Source organism: Cryobacterium sp. M15, from assembly GCF_002929675.1.
GTDB lineage: Bacteria > Actinomycetota > Actinomycetes > Actinomycetales > Microbacteriaceae > Cryobacterium > Cryobacterium lyxosi.
The window spans coordinates 19,018-40,369 of record NZ_PJJW01000027.1; the positions used below are offsets into that span (position 1 = coordinate 19,018).

Annotated in this window: 12 protein-coding genes and 1 pseudogene; 8 read left to right on the plus strand and 5 right to left on the minus strand. The window is 64.8% G+C overall.

Features of this window, described 5'->3' with window-relative positions; genetic code table 11:
* Positions 1 to 38: 38 nt before the first annotated feature.
* Positions 39 to 878, plus strand: coding sequence for a Ku protein (locus CXY83_RS02140; protein ID WP_104195773.1), 840 nt, complete (start codon positions 39 to 41; stop codon positions 876 to 878).
* A gap of 86 nt (positions 879 to 964) precedes the next feature.
* Here CXY83_RS02140 and CXY83_RS02145 read toward each other — a convergent pair whose 3' ends face one another.
* Together CXY83_RS02145 and CXY83_RS02155 are read right to left on the minus strand one after the other, a co-directional pair.
* Positions 965 to 2,506, minus strand: a complete 1,542-nt coding sequence (locus CXY83_RS02145) for a phosphotransferase (RefSeq protein ID WP_104195774.1) — start codon at positions 2,504 to 2,506, stop codon at positions 965 to 967.
* Positions 2,507 to 3,195: 689 nt separating this feature from the next.
* Complete coding sequence (locus CXY83_RS02155) at positions 3,196 to 3,696, minus strand: GNAT family N-acetyltransferase (protein ID WP_104195776.1); 501 nt, start codon at positions 3,694 to 3,696, stop codon at positions 3,196 to 3,198.
* 239 nt (positions 3,697 to 3,935) lie between these two features.
* Here CXY83_RS02155 and CXY83_RS02160 point away from each other — a divergent pair, with 239 nt between their 5' ends.
* Entirely contained in the window at positions 3,936 to 5,639 is a 1,704-nt protein-coding gene (locus CXY83_RS02160) for an AMP-binding protein (RefSeq protein WP_104195777.1), read from the plus strand.
* A gap of 195 nt (positions 5,640 to 5,834) precedes the next feature.
* On the opposite strand, the gene CXY83_RS02165 is transcribed toward CXY83_RS02160, so the two are convergent.
* Entirely contained in the window at positions 5,835 to 6,689 is an 855-nt protein-coding gene (locus CXY83_RS02165; protein ID WP_233200526.1) for a TIGR00645 family protein, read from the minus strand.
* Between the two features lie 206 nt (positions 6,690 to 6,895).
* On the opposite strand from CXY83_RS02165, the gene CXY83_RS02170 reads away from it, so the two are divergent.
* Both CXY83_RS02170 and CXY83_RS02175 read left to right on the plus strand, forming a co-directional pair.
* Positions 6,896 to 8,482: a flotillin family protein gene (locus CXY83_RS02170; protein ID WP_104195779.1), complete on the plus strand. Its 1,587-nt coding sequence runs from the start codon at positions 6,896 to 6,898 to the stop codon at positions 8,480 to 8,482.
* Positions 8,483 to 8,861: 379 nt separating this feature from the next.
* Positions 8,862 to 11,186 carry a transglycosylase domain-containing protein gene (locus CXY83_RS02175; protein WP_104195780.1) on the plus strand — a complete coding sequence of 775 codons (2,325 nt, stop codon included), beginning with the start codon at positions 8,862 to 8,864 and terminating at the stop codon, positions 11,184 to 11,186.
* Between the two features lie 63 nt (positions 11,187 to 11,249).
* Here CXY83_RS02175 and dnaE read toward each other — a convergent pair whose 3' ends face one another.
* Entirely contained in the window at positions 11,250 to 14,684 is a 3,435-nt protein-coding gene (dnaE, locus tag CXY83_RS02180) for a DNA polymerase III subunit alpha (protein WP_104195781.1), read from the minus strand.
* On the minus strand, positions 14,681 to 14,953 hold the full coding sequence (locus CXY83_RS02185; RefSeq protein WP_104195782.1) for a hypothetical protein: 273 nt from the start codon (positions 14,951 to 14,953) through the stop codon (positions 14,681 to 14,683). The genes dnaE and CXY83_RS02185 overlap by 4 nt, the downstream gene beginning before the upstream one ends.
* A 420-nt stretch (positions 14,954 to 15,373) precedes the next feature.
* Here CXY83_RS02185 and CXY83_RS02190 point away from each other — a divergent pair, with 420 nt between their 5' ends.
* The 4 genes and pseudogenes from CXY83_RS02190 to CXY83_RS02205 all read left to right on the plus strand — a co-directional run bounded on the left by CXY83_RS02190 (position 15,374) and on the right by CXY83_RS02205 (position 21,323).
* On the plus strand, positions 15,374 to 16,411 hold the full coding sequence (locus CXY83_RS02190; RefSeq protein ID WP_233200527.1) for a sugar diacid recognition domain-containing protein: 1,038 nt from the start codon (positions 15,374 to 15,376) through the stop codon (positions 16,409 to 16,411).
* A gap of 75 nt (positions 16,412 to 16,486) precedes the next feature.
* Entirely contained in the window at positions 16,487 to 17,659 is a 1,173-nt protein-coding gene (locus tag CXY83_RS02195; RefSeq protein ID WP_104195784.1) for a glycerate kinase, read from the plus strand.
* Positions 17,660 to 17,694: 35 nt separating this feature from the next.
* A pseudogene (locus tag CXY83_RS02200) lies at positions 17,695 to 19,052 on the plus strand (GntP family permease).
* 240 nt (positions 19,053 to 19,292) lie between these two features.
* The gene (locus CXY83_RS02205) at positions 19,293 to 21,323 is read left to right on the plus strand and encodes a PhoX family phosphatase (RefSeq protein ID WP_369831116.1); all 2,031 of its coding nucleotides are present in this window, start codon (positions 19,293 to 19,295) and stop codon (positions 21,321 to 21,323) included.
* Positions 21,324 to 21,352 lie beyond the last annotated feature (29 nt).

Here is a 21,352-nt window from a genome sequence, read left to right on the forward strand (position 1 = left end):
TAGACGACGAATGTCTCATTCGGGTGTGTACTGGATGTATGAGAAGCATCTGGACCGGTGCGATCACCTTCGGGCTCGTCAATGTGCCCGTCAAGGTATACAGCGCCACCGAAGATCACGACGTCGCACTTCACCAGGTTCACGATGCGGATGGGGGGCGCATCCGCTATCAACGTCGCTGCGAGATCTGCGCCAAGGTTATTCCCTACGACCACATAGACAAGGCCTACGACGACGGCGACCATACGGTTGTGCTCAGTTCCGGGGACTTCGCCTCACTGCCTTCCGAACACAGCAAAGAGATCGACGTGGTCGAATTCGTACCGAGCGACCAGATCGACCCGATCATGCTCGACAAAAGCTACTTTCTCGAACCCGACGGTAAATCGTCGAAGGCTTACGTGTTGCTGCGGCGCACGCTGGAAGCGACCGATCGCACGGCTATTGTGCACTTTGCGCTGCGACAGAAGACGCGCCTCGGCGCGCTGCGCGTACACGGTGATGTGCTGATGCTGCAATCCCTGCTCTGGGACGACGAGGTGCGAGAGGCCAAATTTGCATCCCTCGATGAGCGGGTGAAAATCAGCGCCAAGGAACTGGACATGTCAGCGGCGCTGGTCGAGTCCTTCGCGGCGGATTTCGCACCGGATGCCTTCAGCGACGACTATCAGGATGAGCTACGGGCGCTGATCGCAGCCAGGCTGAAAAGTGGTGATGCCGTGTCGACCGAGGCGACCCACGGCGAAGCCGCCGAAGAGGGAGAAGGCGGCGAGGTGCTCGACCTGATGGAGGCCCTGCGACGCAGCGTCGAGGCTAGCCGTGAACGAGCCAAGCCGACGCGCAAACGCACGGCGAAGCAGTCCCGGTCGGCCTCCTGAATCGGTCTGCTCACCGACCGTGACCAGGTCTGGTTCCAGGCCCAACGGATGGTGTCACCGCACCTCGGCATTTTCCACAACGGCAGTTAGTTCGACACTTCGACCAGCCGCTCGATCGCGGCGAGAGGGATCGGCAGCCAGGTCGGGCGGTTACGTATCTCGTAGACGGCTTCATAGAGTGCCTTGTCGAGTTCGAACGCATCGAGCAGGGTTCTTTGATCGGCAAGTTTCACGCCGGAGCGTTCCGCGTAACCGTTGAGGAAGGCAGTGCGGCAGGCCATGGCCCACTGGAAAATAGTGGCTCCGGCAGCCGTCGATTCACCGGCGACTGGTTCGCCCGGCGCCACCGCCCTGGTCGAGTCGCCCGTCGCTGCCGTCATAGCACCCGCAACGTAGGAGAACGATCGCAGCATTCCGGCGATATCGCGCAGCGGGATATCGGGCCGAGTCCGTTCCCGCAGGGTGCGCAGAGGTTCCCCCTCAAAGTCCAGCAATACCCAGCCACGACCCCGCACGTCCAGCACCTGGCCGAGGTGGAAATCACCGTGAATGCGCTGCAATCGCGGCCAGGTCGCCGTCTCCGCGCGAGCGAAGACCGTCTCGATGGCAGCGCCGTACTGGGTCAGAATCGGTACTTCGTGCAGGGCCTGGCGGCAACGCTGCCGCATCTTGGCCATTTCGTCGGCGATGACCGCGGGGGTCACATCCAGCGTCGGCAAAGTGCGGGCGAGGTCCTGGTGCACATCGGCGGTAGCCTGTCCCAGTCGAAAAGCCGGACCCGTGAAGTCGCTGCCGGAAGCCGCGGCGACCAGGGCTGTGCGCCACGCATCGGGGGCATCGGGCAGAAATTCCTGGGCGAACGCCAGATGGCCGACGGCCCGACTGTCAGGTTCGGCGGGGTCGTCCCATTGGCCAAGAATGTCACCGAAAGGGAGCGGGATCCGCTCTGATCCGGCGCTGGACAGTGCGGCCTGCACCACTACATCAGGATTTTCACCGGCATGAATGATGCGAAAAATCTTGCAGATGATCGGCGTTGTCGGCGTACCGGTTGCGTCCGTGCGGTGCACGACGATCGAGGTGTTGGATTGCTCACCTTCGAGGACGCGGCTGGAGACCACAGCAGCCTCCCGAGGGGAGGCGGAATCCGGTCTCAAATCTTCGCCGTGCGCGCTGGCGGCGGTACGGTCATGTGCCGGAGTACCGGTCGAACTCGTCACGCCCTGCAGTTCCATGAAGCTGAGCACTGCAGAGGCGAAGATCGGGTCATAGGCGGCGTCATAAATGAAGCGTGCTCGGTCGGAGCCGGTTTTGCGCTCGGTGATCAGGGCATTGGCTGAGCCGGCAAGTTCATAAGCCCGCTCCGTGGTCGGCAGTTGGTAGAGGGTGAGGCCCAGGCTCGCCGTGTCCAACATGAGGTCGACGCGAATGGTGACGTCCGGGTCGACCGAGTCTAGAGAGAAATGGCCAATGCTGCGAAGAACCGGCATCTGCCCCTTGTTGCCGAACCACCGCTGTGTCGATACCCACGCGTTGACATAATCGGGCATCGGAATGCCCCGATGGGCCGGGGCGAGGTCGGGATTAGCGGCGGGGCCTGCATTCGGGGCGCTGTCTCCATCGATCATGCCGCCAGCGTATCCTCCCCGCCCGGGTTAAGCCGAGTGTTCGGGCGTGCCGTCGCCCGTGTTTCGCGCAATGGGTGCCAGCGACAGCGCCGCTGGGAGCCGAGATAGGCTTTCACGAATATCGCGAGGCGCTGAGCTACTGTCACAGACTCGCGCGACTCGCCCCAGGTGCACCGCTGACCGGTCGGATTGATGGGTCAACGGCACATGTGGGGGAGGAGCCGGGGGCAGGACGTCGCGGTCGAGCAGTTAAGCGGAGGTGAGGGCGTGCGGCAGACGCACGGGTTCAACACGGATGCTGGTGCGCTCGCAACCCGTGCATTTGAGAACGTAGAGGGGGAGCGAGAGCCGGAGGGCTTGCGCGGGGTTCGGTTTCAGGTCGGCCTGTGACTTGCAAAACGGGCAGGTAATTCGCATCGAGGGTTGTCCCTTGGCTTGGTTCTGCGCAAGCGGTAACTCGCGTCCACTAGACCATAGGGGGCAATTACCTGTTGCCGCGCCCCCTTGAACTTTCAGCTGATCTATGTATACAGACCAGTATGTCTGCCCCCGTTTTCGCGAACGCAAGGCCATTTCTTCTGCAACTGGTCAAACGAATGGATTCAGCGACCTGCGACTGTGTATACAGAGAATCGACGCGAACATCGCCGTGACGAACGACTAGCCACTATCAGTGACAGCGGTCTTCCCTAAACGGTCGCCGCGAGCAGGCTCACGACGACGGTGTCGGCCTTGGTTGACAGCTGGCCAACCGAGGCGAAGCCGAGGCGGCCGTGAAAGGCGAGCGAGCCCGGGTTCGGCGGCTCCAGGTTGACCTCACAAAACACCTCGGAGAGCTTCAGACGGCGGGCGGCCCCGAAAATCGCGTCGTAGAGCACCTGGCCGAGGCCCTGCCCGCGATGCCCGTCGGCCACGACGATGCGGTCGACATAGAGAAAATCGGTGGACCGGCTGGAGAACCAGCGGTAGTTCTCACTCGCGTATTCGGCCCCGGCGATGAACAGAATTGCGAAGCCGATGGCGATGTCGGACGTATCGTCGTCGACGACAGCAACGGCAAGATTGCTGTGCTCGACGAGCGCGGCCAGCGCGTCGGCATCCAACTCGTTGACCGCGGGAACCGCAGCATTGTTGAGCGCGAGTACGAGCGGCAGATCTGTGGAAATCAGGGAACGAATCGAGTAGGTCACCCGTCAACGATAGGCCAGTGCACGATAAGTCTGCTGTTCATGGCTTGGGTCGCCACATCCCGCAGTGACACGTGGTCATCAGGCTGGGTCCGTTCCTCGGCTCGGGCACGCTCGCAGGCATCCGATTCGGGCGCGTTGCTATCGGCCAGGCCAGGCCCGGTGCGGGCCGAGCTACAGCCCTGAGAGAATGGACTGTCGCCGTTTCGCTCGTGGCGGCTCGTTCAAGGAGACAACGGCGTATGACTCACCAGGTGAGCACCAGTAACTACCGTGCCGCACGCGACCAGCTTCTGGCCCTGCGCGACGATCACGCTCGCGCCGCGCAGGAATTTCGCTGGCCAGATGTGGGAGAACACTTCAACTGGGCCACGGACTGGTTCGACGTGCTCGCCCGCGGCAACGACAAAATCGCGCTGTGGATCGTCGAAGAAGACGGCAGCGAGCAAAAGCTCACCTTTGACGAGATGGCTCATCGATCCGACCAAGTCGCTACCTGGCTCAGCCACCACGGCGTCGGGCGTGGAGACCACGTCATGCTCATGCTCGGCAACCAGCGGGAGATCTGGGAGGCGATGCTCGCCATCATGAAGGTCGGCGCCGTCATCATGCCCACGAGCGCCGTGCTCGCCTCGCACGACCTGGCCGACCGCGTGCAGCGCGGCGGCGTCGCCCACGTGATCGCCAATTCGGCCGACGCGGTCAAATTCGACGACGTTCCCGGCGACTACACCCGCATCGCTGTCGGCGCGGCCCGCCCTGGGTGGGCCGACTTCGCGGATGCCTATCGGGTGACCCCGGAACCCATCACCACGGTCGTGGAATCCGCCGACCCCTCGCTGATCTACTTCACCTCGGGCACGACGAGCAAGCCGAAGATGGTGCTGCACTCGCAGACCTCCTACCCGGTCGGGCACCTCTCCACCATGTATTGGCTGGGGCTGCGCCCCGGCGACGTGCACCTGGCCATCAGCTCGCCCGGCTGGGGCAAACACGCCTGGAGCTGTTTCTTCGCCCCGTGGATCGCCGAGGCCACCGTGTTCGTCTACAACTACTCCAAGTTCGATCCGGCTGCCCTCATCGCGCAGCTGCACCGCGCTCAGGTCAACACGTTCTGTGCACCGCCGACAGTCTGGCGCATGCTCATCCAAGCGGATATCGGCGCCCGCCCGGCTAGCCTCCGCGAGTTGCTCTCGGCTGGAGAACCGCTCAACCCCGAGGTGATCCGGCAGATCGACAACGGCTGGAAACTGACCATTCGCGACGGATTCGGCCAGACCGAAACCACCGCAATCGTCGGAAACGGTCCCGGATCCATGCTGAAAGCCGGGTCGATGGGCCTGCCCCTGCCCGGCGTCGCGATCAAGCTGCTCGACCCGATCACCGAGTTGCCCGCCGACGAGGGCGAAATCTGCCTCGACCTCTCGCAGAGCCCGGTCAACCTCATGAGCGGCTACCACGGCGAACCCGACCTCACTGCGCACGCCATTCGCGGCGGATTTTTTCACACCGGCGATGTCGCCACGATGGATTCCGATGGCTACCTCACCTTCATCGGCCGCACCGACGACGTCTTCAAGTCGAGCGACTACAAGGTATCGCCGTTCGAGGTGGAGAGCGTTCTGCTCGAACACTCCGCTGTTGCCGAGGCCGCTGTCGTTCCCGCTCCCGACGCAACCAGGCTGAACATTCCCAAGGCCTACATTCATCTCGCACCGGGCTGGGAACCGACGGCGGAGACCGCCGAAGCCGTGCTGCGACACGCCCGCACCGGGCTGCCGGCTTATATGAGGGTGCGGCGGGTGGAGTTTTTCGACCTGCCCAAGACCATCTCGGGCAAGATTCGCCGGGTCGAGCTGCGCGAGCGTGAAGACGACGCGGCCGGTTCGGGCACCCGCCTGCCGGACGAGTGGCGCGACGACCAGTTTCCGGGACTCAAGCGCTAACAGCATCCGCTGGAAAGACGGGGCTCACGTCCCGTGTCGCGGCCCGGCGGCTCCGATACCGTTGAGGCAAGACCCTTCTCGGAGAACCGCGTCGCACTCGACGAGCAACCGAGTGCCGAAGGCGTGATTCGTTGCCGCGAGGAGAACGCCGAGTAGGTACGCGCCCTGAAAGAACTCATGCAAAGGGCCCGCGTCTTAGTAGCGGGCGAGCAGCTCCGTCTTTTTCGCGACGAACTCGGCGTCCGTGACGACGCCGGCGTCACGCAGTTGCCCCAGTTGGGTCAAGTGCAGGGCGATACCGGTGGATGCCGCTGGCGCGAGTTCGCGACGGATGGGCGCGGCATTCAGGGCCGTGACCGGCTCCGGGGCGATGGCCGGCCCATGCGCGACCGCGGGTGATGGTGTGGGTGGGACTGCGTGCCCGGCCTGGGACATGCGGTCGATCCAAGCCAGCGCGATCGCCGAGAGGATGAACACCATGTGGATGATGACCTGCCAGAGCACGCCGTCCCAGGTGTAGACGTTGCCGGTGATGGTCTCGCTCGGGCTGGAATCGATCGGGGTGCCGCGCGCGGCCAGATCGCCGACCTCGATGAAAGTTTTGAGCAGGTGAATTGACGAGATTCCCACGATGGCCATGGCGAGTTTGACCTTGAGCACGTTCGCGTTGACGTGGCTGAGCCACTCCGGCTGGTCGGGGTGGCCATCTAAACGGATACGCGAGACGAACGTCTCATAGCCGCCGATGATGACCATGATCAGCAGGTTCGCGATCATCACGACGTCGATCAGGCCGAGCACGGAGAGCATGATCGCTGCTTCTTCGACGTGGATGCCACCGTCGTCGCCGGGCACGGTCAATGAGGTCCAGACGTCGCCGCCGAGGTTGATGAGCTCCACCATGAACACGATCACGTAGATGATCTGCGCGATGATGAGTCCGATATAGAGGGGTGCCTGCAGCCAGCGGCTGAAGAAGATCATGAGCCCGACGCTGCGTACCCAGCGGGACTGAGGGCGAAAAGGGCGGGGGAGGGCTGTTTCAATCACCGGTTGATCATAAATGGAGCCCGAGTGTGAACCCCCTGTGAGCGGAGGGCTCAGGTGCTCGAGGTGGCAGCGCCCGAGCAGGTGCTGTCCCGACACCCTCCGCATCCGGCGCAGGGGCCTGCGAGACTGGACTCACAGCTCGGCGACACGGGAGACAGACCGGATCGCCGAAACGACGTAGGCGCCACGCGCTTCGGAAGGACTCCATGCTCGATTTTCTGTTCAGCCCGATCCCCGGGATCATTTTCACAATCGTTGCGATTCTGCTCATCGGCCTGATTTACGCCAAGACGATCTATAAAAACGCGGGGCCCGATGAGGCCCTCATCATCACCGGCAAGAAGAGTCGCAAAACCATCGTCGATGGTGCCACGCTCGAGGAGTCCGGCCAGCGCGTCGTGCACGGACAGGGCGTCTTCATCACTCCCTTCTTCCAGAAGGCGTTCAAGATCAGCCTGCGCAGCCGGGCGATCGAGATCACTGCAGTCGCTCAGGACCGCAACGGCATCACGCTCTCCGTCGACGCCGTGGCCATCGTCAAGGTCGGGGACGCACCGCAGTCGATTCGTGCCGCAGCCCAGCGGTTTCTCGGCCAGGACAAGAACATCGACGGCTTCGCACAGGAAGTACTGAGCGGCTCGTTGCGCTCGTCGATCGGCGCGACCGACGTGATGACCGTCATTCAAAAGCGAGACGAGCTCGGCACCTCGGTGCTCGCCACCGCCCGGGAGTCGCTCGCCAATCAGGGCCTCGACGTTGACTCATTCGAGATCAAGGGCATCACCGACGAGAACGACTACATCCGCGACATCGGCCGTGCCGAGCAGGCCAAGGTTCGTCGTCAGGCGGAGGTGGCCGAGCACGTGGCGAACCGCGAGTCACAGGAAGCTTTGATCACCGCCGAGCAGGCTATTGCCGAAGCGCAGAACACGCTCGCCCTGCGTAAAGCTGCGTTGCAGCTCGACACCGACAAAGCCTCCGCTGAGGCCGCCGCGTCACGGCCCCTCGCCGAGGCGAAGGCGCAGCAGGCCATCGTGCAGGAGCAGGAACTCACCGCCCAGCGCCGCGCCAGCCTGCGCAAGGCCGAGCTGGAATCCGAAGTCAATGCGATCGCCGACGCCGACGCCTACCGCATCCGGGTGACCGCCATTGCTGCCGCCGAGGCATCCGTCGCCAAGGCCACCGCTGATCGCGACAGTCGTGTCGCCAACGCGGATGCCACCCGCGCCGAGGGTCAGGCCGAGGCCGATGCCATTCTCGCCCGTGGTACCGCCGAGGCCACGGCCACCCGCCTGTCCGCCGAGGCCGTCGCGCAGCAGTCGGAGGCGCTCATTCAGCTGCGCCTGGTGGAGATGCTTCCGCAGATTGCGCACGAGCTCGCCGCCCCGATGGGCAACATTGACCAGCTCACCGTCATTTCAACGGATGGCGCCAGCCAACTCTCCAAGAACGTCGCGTCGGGCTTCAGCGAGGTTGACGCCGTGCTCGGCTCCACCATGGGAATCGGCATCAAGGACCTTCTCGGCGGGTTGCTCGGCGGAACAGCCGGAGCCGCCCTGCGGAACGCCGCGCCGGCCCACGCCGGTGCATCCGTTTCACCCACTGTCGCGTCGACGCGTTCGACTGCGACCGGCGCTGCCGGTTATGACACGACGCCAGCCTCGACATCGACCGCCGCCGCACCGGCAGCAGCGGTCCCGGCGGTTGTTCCGTCGTCAGTGTCTTCATCGGCGGCGACGGACGCCGCTGCGGCCCGGCTCCCCAGAAAAGAAGGCGACCACCTGCTGCCGTAGCGAATACGCCCGGCTGGCCGCAGGGGTAGCCAAACATCACAATGATGGGCCAGAGGCGGCATAATCCTGCGAGTGCTCGCGCGGTACCGCAGGCGCGGTTTCTACCTGTCAATCGGCAAGGCTGGCGGAAGGTGGTCGTGCGGCGCGCCTCGGCAACAGCAGCCGGGATCGTGGGGGTGGACGTTGCGGGCTTTGGCGGTCAGCACCTGCCCGAGCATGGCGGCGCGGGTTGAGCCTGAAAAAACGGTATCAAGCCGATATCTTCTCAGCTCGGCCAGCCAACCCCATGGGTGCCCACATATGACTAACATGACGTTTAGTCACGTACCGATGTGTTGGCGTGGGCTTTCGTATCGGGTGCATTCGGTGGGGGGTAAACGTGGTTCAGGTGACCGAGGTTCCGGCTGGCGCGGCCCAATCATGGCGGCGTTCTCTTCATGGCGTTCTGGGCGGCCTGCTCGGGTTCGTCGCCATGAGCGCAGCGGCGGGCATTCTGGTTGCCGTGTCGGTGACCCCGGTCGTGGCGCTCTCGGGCATAGCTGCGACCAACACGATCTCGGTGTTCGAGAATCTGCCGGGTTACGTCAACATCGAGCCTCTGTCGCAGAAGAGTGACATCTTCGCCACCCGCAGTGACGGAACGGTCGAACTACTCGCGTCGTTCTACGATCAAAACCGCATCGAGGTGAGTTGGGATGCGATCAGCCAGTTTGCGAAGGATGCCGCGGTGTCGGGAGAAGACCCTCGATTCTTCGAGCATGGCGGGGTGGATCTGCAGGGCACGTTGCGGGCAACGGCCACGACTGTGGCCGGGGGAAACACGCAGGGTGGGTCGTCTATCACGCAGCAGTATGTGAAGAATGTGCTCGTGCAGAAGTGTGAGCTGCTCACCGAGAAGCGGGCGCACGACGCGTGCTACAGAGCGGCGACCGAGACCACGCCTGATCGTAAACTCAAGGAAATGCGGCTTGCCATCGGAGTCGAGAAGAAATACAGCAAGCACGACATACTGCAGCAATACTTCAATATCACCGGCTTCGGGGGCACGGTCTACGGCATCGAAGCTGCAGCCAATTACTACTTCAACACCACCGCGGCCAACCTCACCCTGACGCAGGCGGCGAGCCTGGTCGCGATCGTCAACAACCCGGTGAAGTTTCAGCTTGACAAACCCGCGAGCGAGACCAATGGGGCCGCAAACGGTTACGCGGCCAACAAACAACGCCGCGACTACATTCTGCGCGAGATGCTGCGGTACAAGAAGATCACGAATTCCGACTATGACGCCGCCGTAGCGTTACCGGTCGAACCCGTGATCACCGAACCGAGCACAGGCTGCCAGACTGCCGCGGCCAACGCGTTCTTCTGCGACTATGTGACCAAGATTCTGCAGAACGATCCCACTTTCGGCACCGACGCTGCCACTCGTATGCTCAACTTTCGCCGGGGCGGCTACGACGTGTATACAACCCTTGATCTCGACGTGCAGAACGCGGCTGTCACCACCATGAACCAGCAGGTTCCCAAGGTCTACGCTGGCGGCGATGTCGGCGCGGTGATCACGAGTGTGCAGGTCGGCACTGGTCGAGTCCTCGCCATGACCCAGAACAAGGACTACAGCCAGGACCCCACGGTGCAGGCGACCGGAGCCAACTACACCGGCATCAATTACGCCACCGACTTCGCCGAGGGTGGCTCGAGCGGGTTTCAACCCGGATCGACCTACAAGGTTTTCACCCTGGCCGAGTGGCTCAAGGAGGGCCATTCCCTCAACGAGCGCGTCGACTCGAGGCGCAAAGCGAACTGGGGTAATTTTCAGGACAGTTGCCTCGGACCCCAGAACTACAACAAGGAGGGCTTCAACCCGCGCAACGATGCAAACGAATCCGGCGCCAATTACAGCGCGCTGCAGGCCACTGTCGGTTCGATCAATACCGGTTTCATCGGAATGGCCAAGCGGCTCGACCTGTGCGGCATTCGCCAGACGGCTGAGGCATTCGGCGTGCACCGGGCCGATGGCAACCCGCTCTCGCAGTCCGCGGCATCCGTTATCGGCACGAACGAGATCGCCCCGCTGACCATGGCTGTTGCCTTTGCCGGCATCGCGAACAAGGGAGTGACCTGCTTGCCGATTGCCATTGATCGCATCGTCGGTCCGGGTGGGGTGGAGATTACGGTGCCCCCGTCGGTCTGCACGCAGTCGGTCGATGCGACGGTCGCGGCCGGCATGGCCTACGCGATGCATCGGGTGATGACGAGCGGTACCGGGCGGCAGTCCAACGCCAACGCCCTGCCTGCGGTGCCGATGATCGGCAAGACCGGAACGACGGACGGTGCCAAAGACACCTGGATGAGTGGCGCCAGTACCAAGGTGGCCACGGTGGTCGCCGTGGTGAGTCTGACCGGAGCGCTCAGCCAGCGGCGGCAGTTCTTTGGACGTGACCAGATCGCGACGGCCCGGCACCGAATGTGGCCGGTCGTGATGTCGGTCGTCAACGCCAAGTACGGCGGAGATGCCTTCGATGAACTCGCCCCCAAGTACATTCCACCGCCCGTGGTCGTGGCGCCACCGGTGGCGCCACCGGTGGCGCCGCCGGCAGCTCCACCGGCAGCGCCGCCGGTCGCTCCACCAGCAGCTCCGCCGGTAGCTCCGCCGGCAGCGCCTGCGCCGCCGGATGCCGCTCCCATCACGCCTGACCAGTAGCGCCGCTTCGGAGTGGTGTGCCCGTTAGCACCGCCCAGTAGGGGGTGGGCCGTTAGCGCCGCCTCACGCGCTCTGCGCCGCATTGAGATGGTGCAGGGTGCCGCCGGGGCGCGATGACAGCTGAGCCGCCGGCTGCGCGGCGAGTTCGGCCGCGTAGGCCGCTGCGCTGGCCGCTTCCTCGGCAGCCAACCGTTCAACGGCGTGCCGCTCCTTCACCTGGCGGGCCACATCGAACAGGTCCCACAGATTCTCCCCGGTCACCGAGACGCCGCGCGCACCGGAGCGCCGGGTGCGACCGCGCACCAGCATGTAATTGGTCTGGAACACGTGCCCGCCGACCCGCTCCTGCGCGTCGTGAAAGAACACGACGTTGGAGACCGGGCCGGTGCCATCGTCGAGGCTGATGAACACCACGCGGCGGCCGCCGCGCATCGGAGGCGTGTTCGTGGCCCGCCGAACTCCGGCAAGCAGCACCTCGGTGCCGCCGGGCAGGTTACCGAGCTCGCTCGCCGGGGTCACCCCCAACTCCCTGAACAGGGCGTGAAAGCGTTTCATCTGGTGTGATCCGACGGCCAGGTTCAGGTCCTGCAGCTCTAGATCGGTCTGGGTGCGGCCGCGCAGTTCGAGTGAGGTGATGGCGCCGGCGCGATCACCCGAGTACTGCGGCACCGGCAGCTCCACCTCGAACGCTAGCTGGTCGGCGCGAATGACCACGGCGGTGCCGCGCAGCGATTGAATATGCGCGAGCAGTTCGTGCCGCCGGGCCCGGTCGTAGCCGATGAACGTGTCGAGGGCGCCCACTCGGGCGAGTGCTTCGAAGGTGCGCCGCCTCGGGTGCACCCGGTCACGAAAGTCCTGCAGTGAGCTAAACGGCTGGTGCTGCGCAATGCGCTCCCGCTCCGTCTCCGTGCTACCGACCAGTTCGGGCAGCGCCAGACGGATGCCCTGGCTTCCGTCGGCGAGATCCTCCACCCGGTAGTCCAGCGCACTCGACTGCACGTCGAGGGGGAGTACCGGTACCCCGAGCACCCGGGCCTCGGCGACAATGAGGTCTTTGGGCCACATGCCGGGATCGTGGGTGAGTAGCCCGGCCAGGAAAGCGGCCGGGTGATGGGTTTTCAGCCAGGCAGACTGGTAGGTGGGCAAGGCGAAGGCTGCGCCGTGCGCTTTGGCGAAGCCGAAGCTGCCAAACCCGGCCAACACCGTCCAGACCTGGTCGATGACGGCAACGCTGAACCCGCGCGCAAGCGCCCGTTCGCGCACGTACTCTTCGATCTCGGGGAGTTGCTCGGGTTTACCCAGGTGGCGGCGAAAGACATCCGCTTTGCCCAGGCCGCAGCCGGTGAGTTCGTCGAATAGCCGCATCACCTGTTCGTGAAAGATGACAACGCCGTTGGTTTCGCGCAAAATCGGCTCGAACCGGGGGTGAATGTAGTCGGGGGCGACCTCGCCGTGTCGGGCCTGCAGATATTTCAGCGGCATGTTGTTTTTCATCGGGCCGGGCCGAAACAGCGAGATCTCCACAGTGAGGTCGTTGAACACCTCCGGTTGCAGCTTGCCGACCAGCTCCATCTGACCGGGCGATTCGATCTGAAAAATACCGAGCGTGCGCGTGGACCGAATGAGCTCGAAGGTTTTCGGGTCGTCGAGTGGCACCCGGTCAAGGTCGATACTCTCGCCGGTGAGTCGGTGATGCTCTTCAACGGCATGCGCCATCGCTGACTGCATGCGCACGCCGAGAATGTCGAGTTTGATCAGCCCCATCGGGTCCATGTCGTGTTTGTCGTACTGCGACATCGGCAGGCCCATGCCGCTCGCCTGCACCGGGGTGCGGTCGAGCAGGCTCGCGTCGGAGAGGATCACGCCGCAGGGGTGCACCGAGATGTGTCGGGGGAGCCGGTCGAGTTTGGCGGTGAGGTCGACGAGCAGGTCGAGCTGTTGCGACTCACGTACCTCGGCGGCGAGGGCTTCGAGTTCGGGCTTCTCTTCGAGGGCGCGGCGAAAGTCGCGGGCGTTGAATCGCCACATCTGCTTGGCGATCACGTTGATCTGGGCATCGGGCAGGCCGAGGGCGAGACCGGCGTCGCGCACGGCGCCACGGCCGCGGTAGGCGTTGGTCATCGACATGAGCGAGACCCGGTCGCTGCCGAAGGCACGAAACACTTCACGGTAGATGTCGTGGCGCCTGGCCGACTCGACGTCGATGTCGATATCGGGCAGCGTCTGGCGTTCGGGGGAGAGAAAACGCTCCCAGAGCAGCCCGTTGCCGATGGGTTCGACCGAGGAGGTGCGCAGCGCGTAGTTGAGCACCGAGCCGACCCCCGAGCCGCGCGCCTGAATGCGGATGCCCATCCCGCGAATAATGTCGGCCACCCGTGACACGGTCAGAAAGTAGCTGGCAAAGCCTAAGTGTTCGACCGTTTTCATCTCGTGGGCGAGCTGGGCGTGGGCCGCTTCGACCGCGCGGGAGCCGCTCGCCGAGTACAGGTCGGCGATGCCGCTTGTGGCGCGCCGCCAGAGTTCGGTGACCGGGTCGCCGGTGACGCCGATGATGCGCGCCTCCGGCATGCGCGGGCGCCCCAGCCCGATATCGAGAACCGGGTCGAGGCTGCACCGGTCGGCGAGCTGCTCGGTGTCACGCAGTAGTCGTTCGAGCGCCCCGTCATCGTGCAGGCCGGCATCGACGACCATGCGGGCCACCTGGTGCATCGCTTTGGCCGGTTTGAGCCAGGCCTGGCCGTTGGTTTGGGGAGTTTCGAGTTCGGCAAGCGGCAGCAGAAAGCGTGCGGCATCGGCGAGATCGGCGGTGACTGCCTCGCCGGGCGTGCCGTATCGCACGGCATTGCTGAGCACGGCGGGGAGCCCGGCGTTCTCGGCGAGGGCGAGCATGCGCGTGGCCGGCGTCACGCTGCCGATGGTGCCGCTTTCGGCCAGGTGACAGACGATTTCGAGTACGACGGCCTGGGCGGGCAGGGCCCGCTGCCAGTGGGTGAGCCGCGCCGCGGCATCCGCATTGTCGCGGCGGGCGATGGCGAGACCGACGTCGGAGTCGGGGCCGAGCAGCACGGTGAGCGAGGCGAGGCCGGCCAGGTCGGCCAGGCGATCGCGCGAAATGCTCGGTCCGGTGCTGCCGGGCGTGAGCGCGGAGCGTTGACCGGAACCACCGTCGTGGGCGGAGCTGACCGCCCGGCAGAGCGCGGCGTACCCGCGACCGTTGGTGTGGCCGTGGGCGAGCACGACCACTCGACCGAGCGGGCGATACTCCTCGTCGTGTACGGCGAGTTCGGCGCCGAGCCCGGGGCGGATACCCACGGCTACGCAGGCTCGCACGTGTTTGACGGCGCCGTAGAGTCCGTCACGGTCGGTGACGGCCAGAAAATTCGCGCCCTGCGCGGCCGCCTGCTCGGCCAGGGCTTCGGGAAGCGTAACCCCGTAGTGGGTCGAGTAGGCGCTCGCGACGTGTAGGTGCGCGAAGCTCGTCGCCGGTGCGTTGCTCATCCCCAGTCCAATGCCAGAGTCCAGGACCCATCAATGCCACGGCGCAGGTCGTAGCGGTGCTGCTCTTCGCCGCCGCGACTGGCGTCGAGCCGCCACAGCTCGGTGTCGATGCGGGTAGGGGTTCCCGCGTCTTCCCACCACCGGGTACGTTTGAACACCGCCTGCGGTTGTCCGATGACGGTGTGTTCGAACCGATTCCAGATGAATGCGCGCGGGTCGCCGTCGGGGGACAACTCAACGTCGACCGGTGCATCAATAATTTGGGGCAAGGTAGGCTCCCTAGGCTCGTGACGGGTGATAATGGTAAAAACCTGATGAGCGACGGTTAAAAAAACCCACAATGAGTTCGAACAAAATCTCGTTGAAACCAATCACTATCGAATATCTCTTCTAGATAAAAGTGTATGTCACCCCACCGACATGCGCCATGGGCGATTGCCTGCGGCCCAGCTGACGCTCGCGATCTACGATGGCCAGATGATCGAAGTAACACCGACCGGCACTGCACCGAACGGCAGCTCACCGACCGGCACTGCACCGACCGGCACTGCACCGACCGGCACTGCACCGACCGGCAGCTCACCCGGCACAGCGCAGATCACCAGGGAGCTCGCCCAGCGTCTGNGCAGATCACCAGGGAGCTCGCCCAGCGTCTGGTCGAACAACTTGCGCCGAGCCTGGTGCACAACGTGAACATCATGGATGCGACCGGCATGATTATTGGCTCGATGGACGCCGCCCGCATCGGTACTCGGCACGATGGAGCCCGGGAGGCGGCGTTCCGCGGCGAAGCGGTACACATCGCCCCCGGTGACGAACACCAAGGTACCCGGCCGGGCGTGAACATTCCGCTGATCCTCGACGGCTACGTCGTCGCGGTCGTGGGGGTCACCGGAACCCCCGCAGAGGTTCTGCCGGTCGCGCAGGTGCTCGTGCTGACCGTTCACATGTTGCTCACCCAGGAACGACTGCGCGACAACGCATCGTGGCGAGAATCGGCGACCCGGGACATCCTCTCGACTTTGTCGCTGGGCAAACTCACCGAAAGCCGCCTGGTATCGGGATTGCGGGGCATCGACGTGCCCCTGCAGCCGCCGTGGAACCTGACCGGGGTCTTCAACACAGCGCCCGGCGCGAACTCGTCGGTGTCGCTGCTGCGCCAGCTGCGCGAGCTCTCCGGGGTGGTGGCCGCCGATATCAACGGCGCCGTCTGGGTGCTGAGCGGATCGTCGACGGCGATCGGCCTGTCCCTGCTCCGGCAACGCCTGCAACAGTCCCGCGCGCAGCCCCTGTGGTTTCTGACCGGGCGGGTCGGCGCGACGATGCCGCAACTCACCGGTGACGCGGAGCGCCTCGGCACGTTGATGGCCAGGCCCGGACTGCTCGTCCCATTCACCACGCGGGCCAGCCCCGAGATTCGACTCGACTCACTGGGGCTCGAACTTGCGATCGCCGGCCTGTCCGACGCCATGATCGACGACCTCGCCGCGTCGGTACTCGCCCCGCTCAGTGCCACCCTGCGCGAAACCGCCCGGGTATTTCTCGGCAACGAACTGTCGATCGCCGGCGCTGCGCGAGCGCTCGGCGTGCACCGCAATACCGTCGTGCAGCGACTCGACCGCATCGAAGTGCTCACGACCCTCAACATGCGGCATTTCAGTTCCGCCGTCTCGATGCGGGTCGCACTGGCGGCCGACGACGCCCTCTATGTGGACGGTGCACAGTAATCGTCTCGAAACTTAGCGAAAAATATGGGTTCACTCCACCTGAATATGTGCGCGATTGTGACCTAGCCTGAACTAATGAACGGTCGCCCGGCATTGAAGCCGCTCACAATAGTCATCGCGCCGGATTCGTTCAAGGGAAGCCTCAGCGCCTCCGCCGCCGCCGCCGCCATGGCCGACGGTGCCCGCGACGCCGCCATCGCCCTCGGTCAACCGCAGGCCCAGATCACGCTCTGTCCGATGGCGGACGGCGGTGAGGGGACCCTCGATGCCATCGCCGCTGTCTGGGGCGTCGAACCCTGCACCATGCCCACCGTCGATGCGCTTGGCCGCAGCCGACTGGCCCGCTATGCCCGGTCAGCTAATGGCCGGGTCGGCCTGATCGAGGCAGCCGAGTCCAATGGTTTGCCGCTGGTAGCGGATACCGCACCCCAGCCCCAGCGCGCTGACACCTTCGGCGTCGGTCTGCTCGCCTGGGAATTGCTCGATCAAAATGTCGAGGAGATTCTGCTCTGCATCGGCGGCTCGGCCAGCACCGACGGTGGAACCGGCTTGCTCGCCGCGCTCGGCGCACGCTTCCTCGATGCGGCCGGCGAAATCGTCGCTCCCGGCGGGGCCGGACTGGCGCAGATCGAGTCGATCGACCTCGCCGGACTACACCCGCACGCCCGAGCCGTGCGCTGGCGTGTCGCCGTCGACGTGAACAATCCGCTCTGCGGCCCGACCGGCGCCGCCGCGGTGTTCGGCCCGCAAAAGGGTGCCGCGCCGAGTGACATTGCCGAGCTCGACGCCGGTCTGGCCCACCTCGCCGCCATCGTTCTGGGCGAAACCGGCGAGGACATGACCGACCGGCCCGGTGCGGGAGCGGCCGGCGGTATGCCGGCCACTCTGGTGCCGTTGCTTCGCGCCGAGCTGGTTCCCGGCTCCACCCTGGTAGCGGATGCCGTCGGCCTCGCCGACAAAATCGCCAACGCCGACCTCGTGCTCACCGGTGAAGGCAGCTTCGACTCCCAATCCCTCGGCGGCAAGGTAGCCGTGGCTGTCGCTCGTCTGGCCCCGGCAGGATGCCCGGTCGTCGTCATCGCGGGACGGGTGTCATTGCCTGCGGCCGACACCGCAGCATCCGGGGTCACCGCCGCCTTCTCGATCGCCGGGGGACCGGCGACCCTCGACGACCTGCAGCACCACGCGGCCGAACGTGTGCGCGACACGACGGCGCAGGCCGTCGCCCTCTTTCTTCAGTCCCACTAGTTACCGCTCCACCCAGAAATAGAAAGATCGTCTCAATGCTGAGCATTGCCATCCTGGTGACTCTCGTCGCCGCCATCGTCTTCGCCACCGCGAAGCTGAAGATCAATCCCTTTCTCGCCTTGCTCGCCGCCGCCTTAGTCGGTGGTTTCGCATTCGGGTTACCAGTCGACACGATCGCCCCGACCATCACGACGGCCTTCGGCGCCACTCTGGGCAACATCGGTCTGATCATTCTGTTCGGCACCATCATCGGGGTGATCCTCGAGCGCACCGGCGCCGCCATCGCCATGGCCGAAGCCCTCATTCGGGTGCTGGGCACCCGGTTCCCGACCCTCACCATGAGCGTCATCGGCTTCATCGTGTCGATCCCGGTGTTCTGTGACTCCGGTTTCGTCATTCTAAATTCGCTCAAGAAATCGCTCGCCGCCCGCGCCAAAGTGTCGCTGGTGGCGATGACGATCGCGCTGATGACCGGCCTGTACGCTACCCACGTGTTCGTGCCGCCGACCCCCGGACCGCTCGCCGCCGCCGGCAATCTCAACGTCATCGACCAGCTCGGACTGATCATCGGATTCGGCCTGATCGCCGCTGCGGTTTCTGCGGTGGCCGGGCTGCTCTGGGCGAACCGGTTCCTGAAGAAGAACATCGACCTCATGCCGGAAGTGGTCGGCGAAGAAGATGAGCAGGACTACGACAAGATTCGCGCCTCCTACGGCAAACTGCCCAACGCGTTCATGGCCTTTTTGCCGATTCTCGCGCCGATCCTGCTGATCTGCATCGCCTCGATCGCCAAGCTTCCCGGTCTACCGTTCGGCGAGTCCGGCCTGTACATAGCCGTCGTCTTTCTCGGCACCCCGTCATCGCCCTGGCCGTCGGCTTGCTCGCCTCTCTGTTTCTACTGCGGGGCAAGGACAAGCTCGACATGTTCGGCGAACGCGTCACAGAGGGCATTCGCATCTCGGCACCCATCCTGCTGATCACGGCCTCCGGTGCTGCCTTCGGAGCCGTTCTCGCCGCCTCCGACCTCACCGAATTCCTCGGCAGCTCCCTGTCGACCCTCGGTCTCGGGCTCGCTGTGCCGTTCCTGATCTCGGCCGCGCTCAAGACTGCCCAGGGCTCATCTACGGTAGCGATGGTGACCACCTCGGTGTTGCTGTTGCCCCTGCTGCCGGCGCTCGGCCTTGATTCTGACTTGGGCAAGGTGCTTTCAGTGCTCGCGATCGGCGCCGGCGCCATGGTGGTATCGCACGCCAACGACAGCTTCTTCTGGGTCGTGTCGCAGCTCAGCCGCATTCCAGTAGCGACCGCGTACCGCACGCTCACCCCGGCCACGGCAATTCAGGGTGTCGCCGGTTTCGCCGCCGTTTGGGTGATCGGCCTCATCGTTCTGTAGGCCTGTGTGACTGTAGACCTGTGTGACTGTAGTCCTGTGTGACCATGGGCCTGTGTGCCCGGCGACACCGAGCGTTCATGTTCGGTTAACCCTTGAGACACCGCGCGGCGGGAGGGTAGACTCACCCCTAGCTCGGGGCTCACCCTAACCATGAGGAGCGCTCGCATGTTGAATCGTGAATCCACCGGCCCCCGTCAGCACACGACCGATCGTGATCGGCCGTTGCTGCCGCTGCTGCCCATGGAGGGGCACACGCTCGGCAAGCGCAGCGCAGTCACCTGCCACCTCAAGTGCGCTGACGCCTGTTTTCACCCGGTACCCAACGAGAGTAAGAACGACTACTTTCGTGACATCGTCGGCGCTGCACTGAGCCGCCGTTCCCTGCTCGTGGGTGTGGGCGTCGGTGCTGCGGCGATCGTACTCGGGTCGGGCCAGTCGGTACCCGCGCTGGCGGCATCCGGCGGTCCGGTCAGCCGTGGCCTCGCATTCACGCCGATCGCGCCCGTTCCGGCCGCAGTCGACGCCTTCTCGGTGCCCGCCGGCTATTCCTGGAACCCCATCATCCGCTGGGGAGACCCACTGTTCGCCGCCACTGATCGGTTCGACCCAGAACACCAGACGGCCGCCTCGCAGGCGCGCCAGTTCGGCTACAACAACGACTACCTCGACATCCTCGAGGGTCCGGGGCGCAAAGGGCGGGACGGCATCCTCGTCACCAACCACGAATACACCAACGAGAACATCATGTTCGCCCCCGCCACGACGCCGGCCGAGGCAGATGAGCAGCGTCGCATTGCCATGATGGCCCACGGCATGTCCGTGGTCGCCCTCGAACGAAAGCGCGCCGGGCAGCCCTGGACCTACCGGGTGGGTGACCGCCTCAACCGGCGCATCACCGCGAGTACGCCGTTCACCGTCACCGGTCCGGCCGCCGGCAGTGATCTGCTGAAGACGAAGGGCGACCCCACCGGCCGCACCGTGCTCGGCACCCTCGGCAACTGCGCCGGTGGCACTACCCCCTGGGGCACGGTGCTCTCCGGCGAGGAGAATTTCAACGGATACTTCCGCGCCAACGGCACCAGCACAGCTGATGCCCGCTACGGCCTGGCCAACCGCCCCACCGGTCGGCTCTGGGAGCAGATCGACGACCGCTTCGATGCCACCGTCGCCGGAAACGAGAACGAGCCCAACCGATTCGGCTGGATCGTGGAGATCGACCCGGAAGCACCGAACGAGCCCCCGGTCAAGCACACTGCGCTCGGCCGGTTCAAGCACGAGGGCGCCAACGTGATCGTTGGAAAGACCGGCCATGTTGCCGCCTACATGGGCGACGACGAACGCTTCGACTACCTCTACAAGTTCGTCTCCCACGACCGCTTCGACAAGAAGAAGAGCCCGAAGGCGCGCACCCACAACAAGTCCCTGCTCACCAGGGGATCCCTGTACGTGGCCCGGTTCACGGGCAACTCGCCAGCCGCCGAGATCACCGGCACCGGCCAGCTGCCCGCCGACGGCCAATTCGACGGCACCGGCCAGTGGGTGGCGCTCGTCATCGACGGCGTCTGCCAGGTTGCTGGCTTCACCACGGATGATGCGCTCGTGAACACCCGCCTGGTCGCGGATGCCGTCGGCGCCACCAAAATGGACCGCTGCGAAGACGTCGAGCCGAGCCCGGTGACCGGCAAGATCTATGTCGCCTGCACCAACAACAGCGATCGCGGCCGGCTCGGCAAGGAGGGTGCCACCGAGGCCAACCCGCGGGCGATCAACCGCGACGGTCACATCGTGGAGATCACTGAAACCGGATCCGATGCCACCTCGGTGACCTTCGACTGGAACCTGCTGCTGGTCTGCGGCGACCCGAAGACAAACACGAGCACCTACTTCGCCGGTTTCCCGAGCGACAAGGTGTCGCCGATATCCTGCCCAGACAACGTGGCCTTCGACACCGAAGGCAACCTGTGGATCTCCACCGACGGCGCACCGAGCACGATCGGATTCTGCGACGGACTGTTCAAGGTTCCGCTCGTCGGACCCGAGCGCGGGCGGGTGCAACAGTTCCTCGCGGTGCCGCGGCAGGCGGAGACCTGCGGACCGGTTATCCGCTCGGAGCAGTCGATGGTCTATGTCGCCGTGCAGCATCCGGGGGAGGACGGCAGCTGGGCCGCCCAGGCCAGCCGATTCCCGGACTATGTTGCGCTGGGGGCGACCGCTCCGGCTGGCGCGTGGGCCGGGCCGCGGCCATCCGTCGTGCAGGTCTGGAAGCCCTGAGTCGTTCCCCGTTCTGGCCGTTCCTGTAG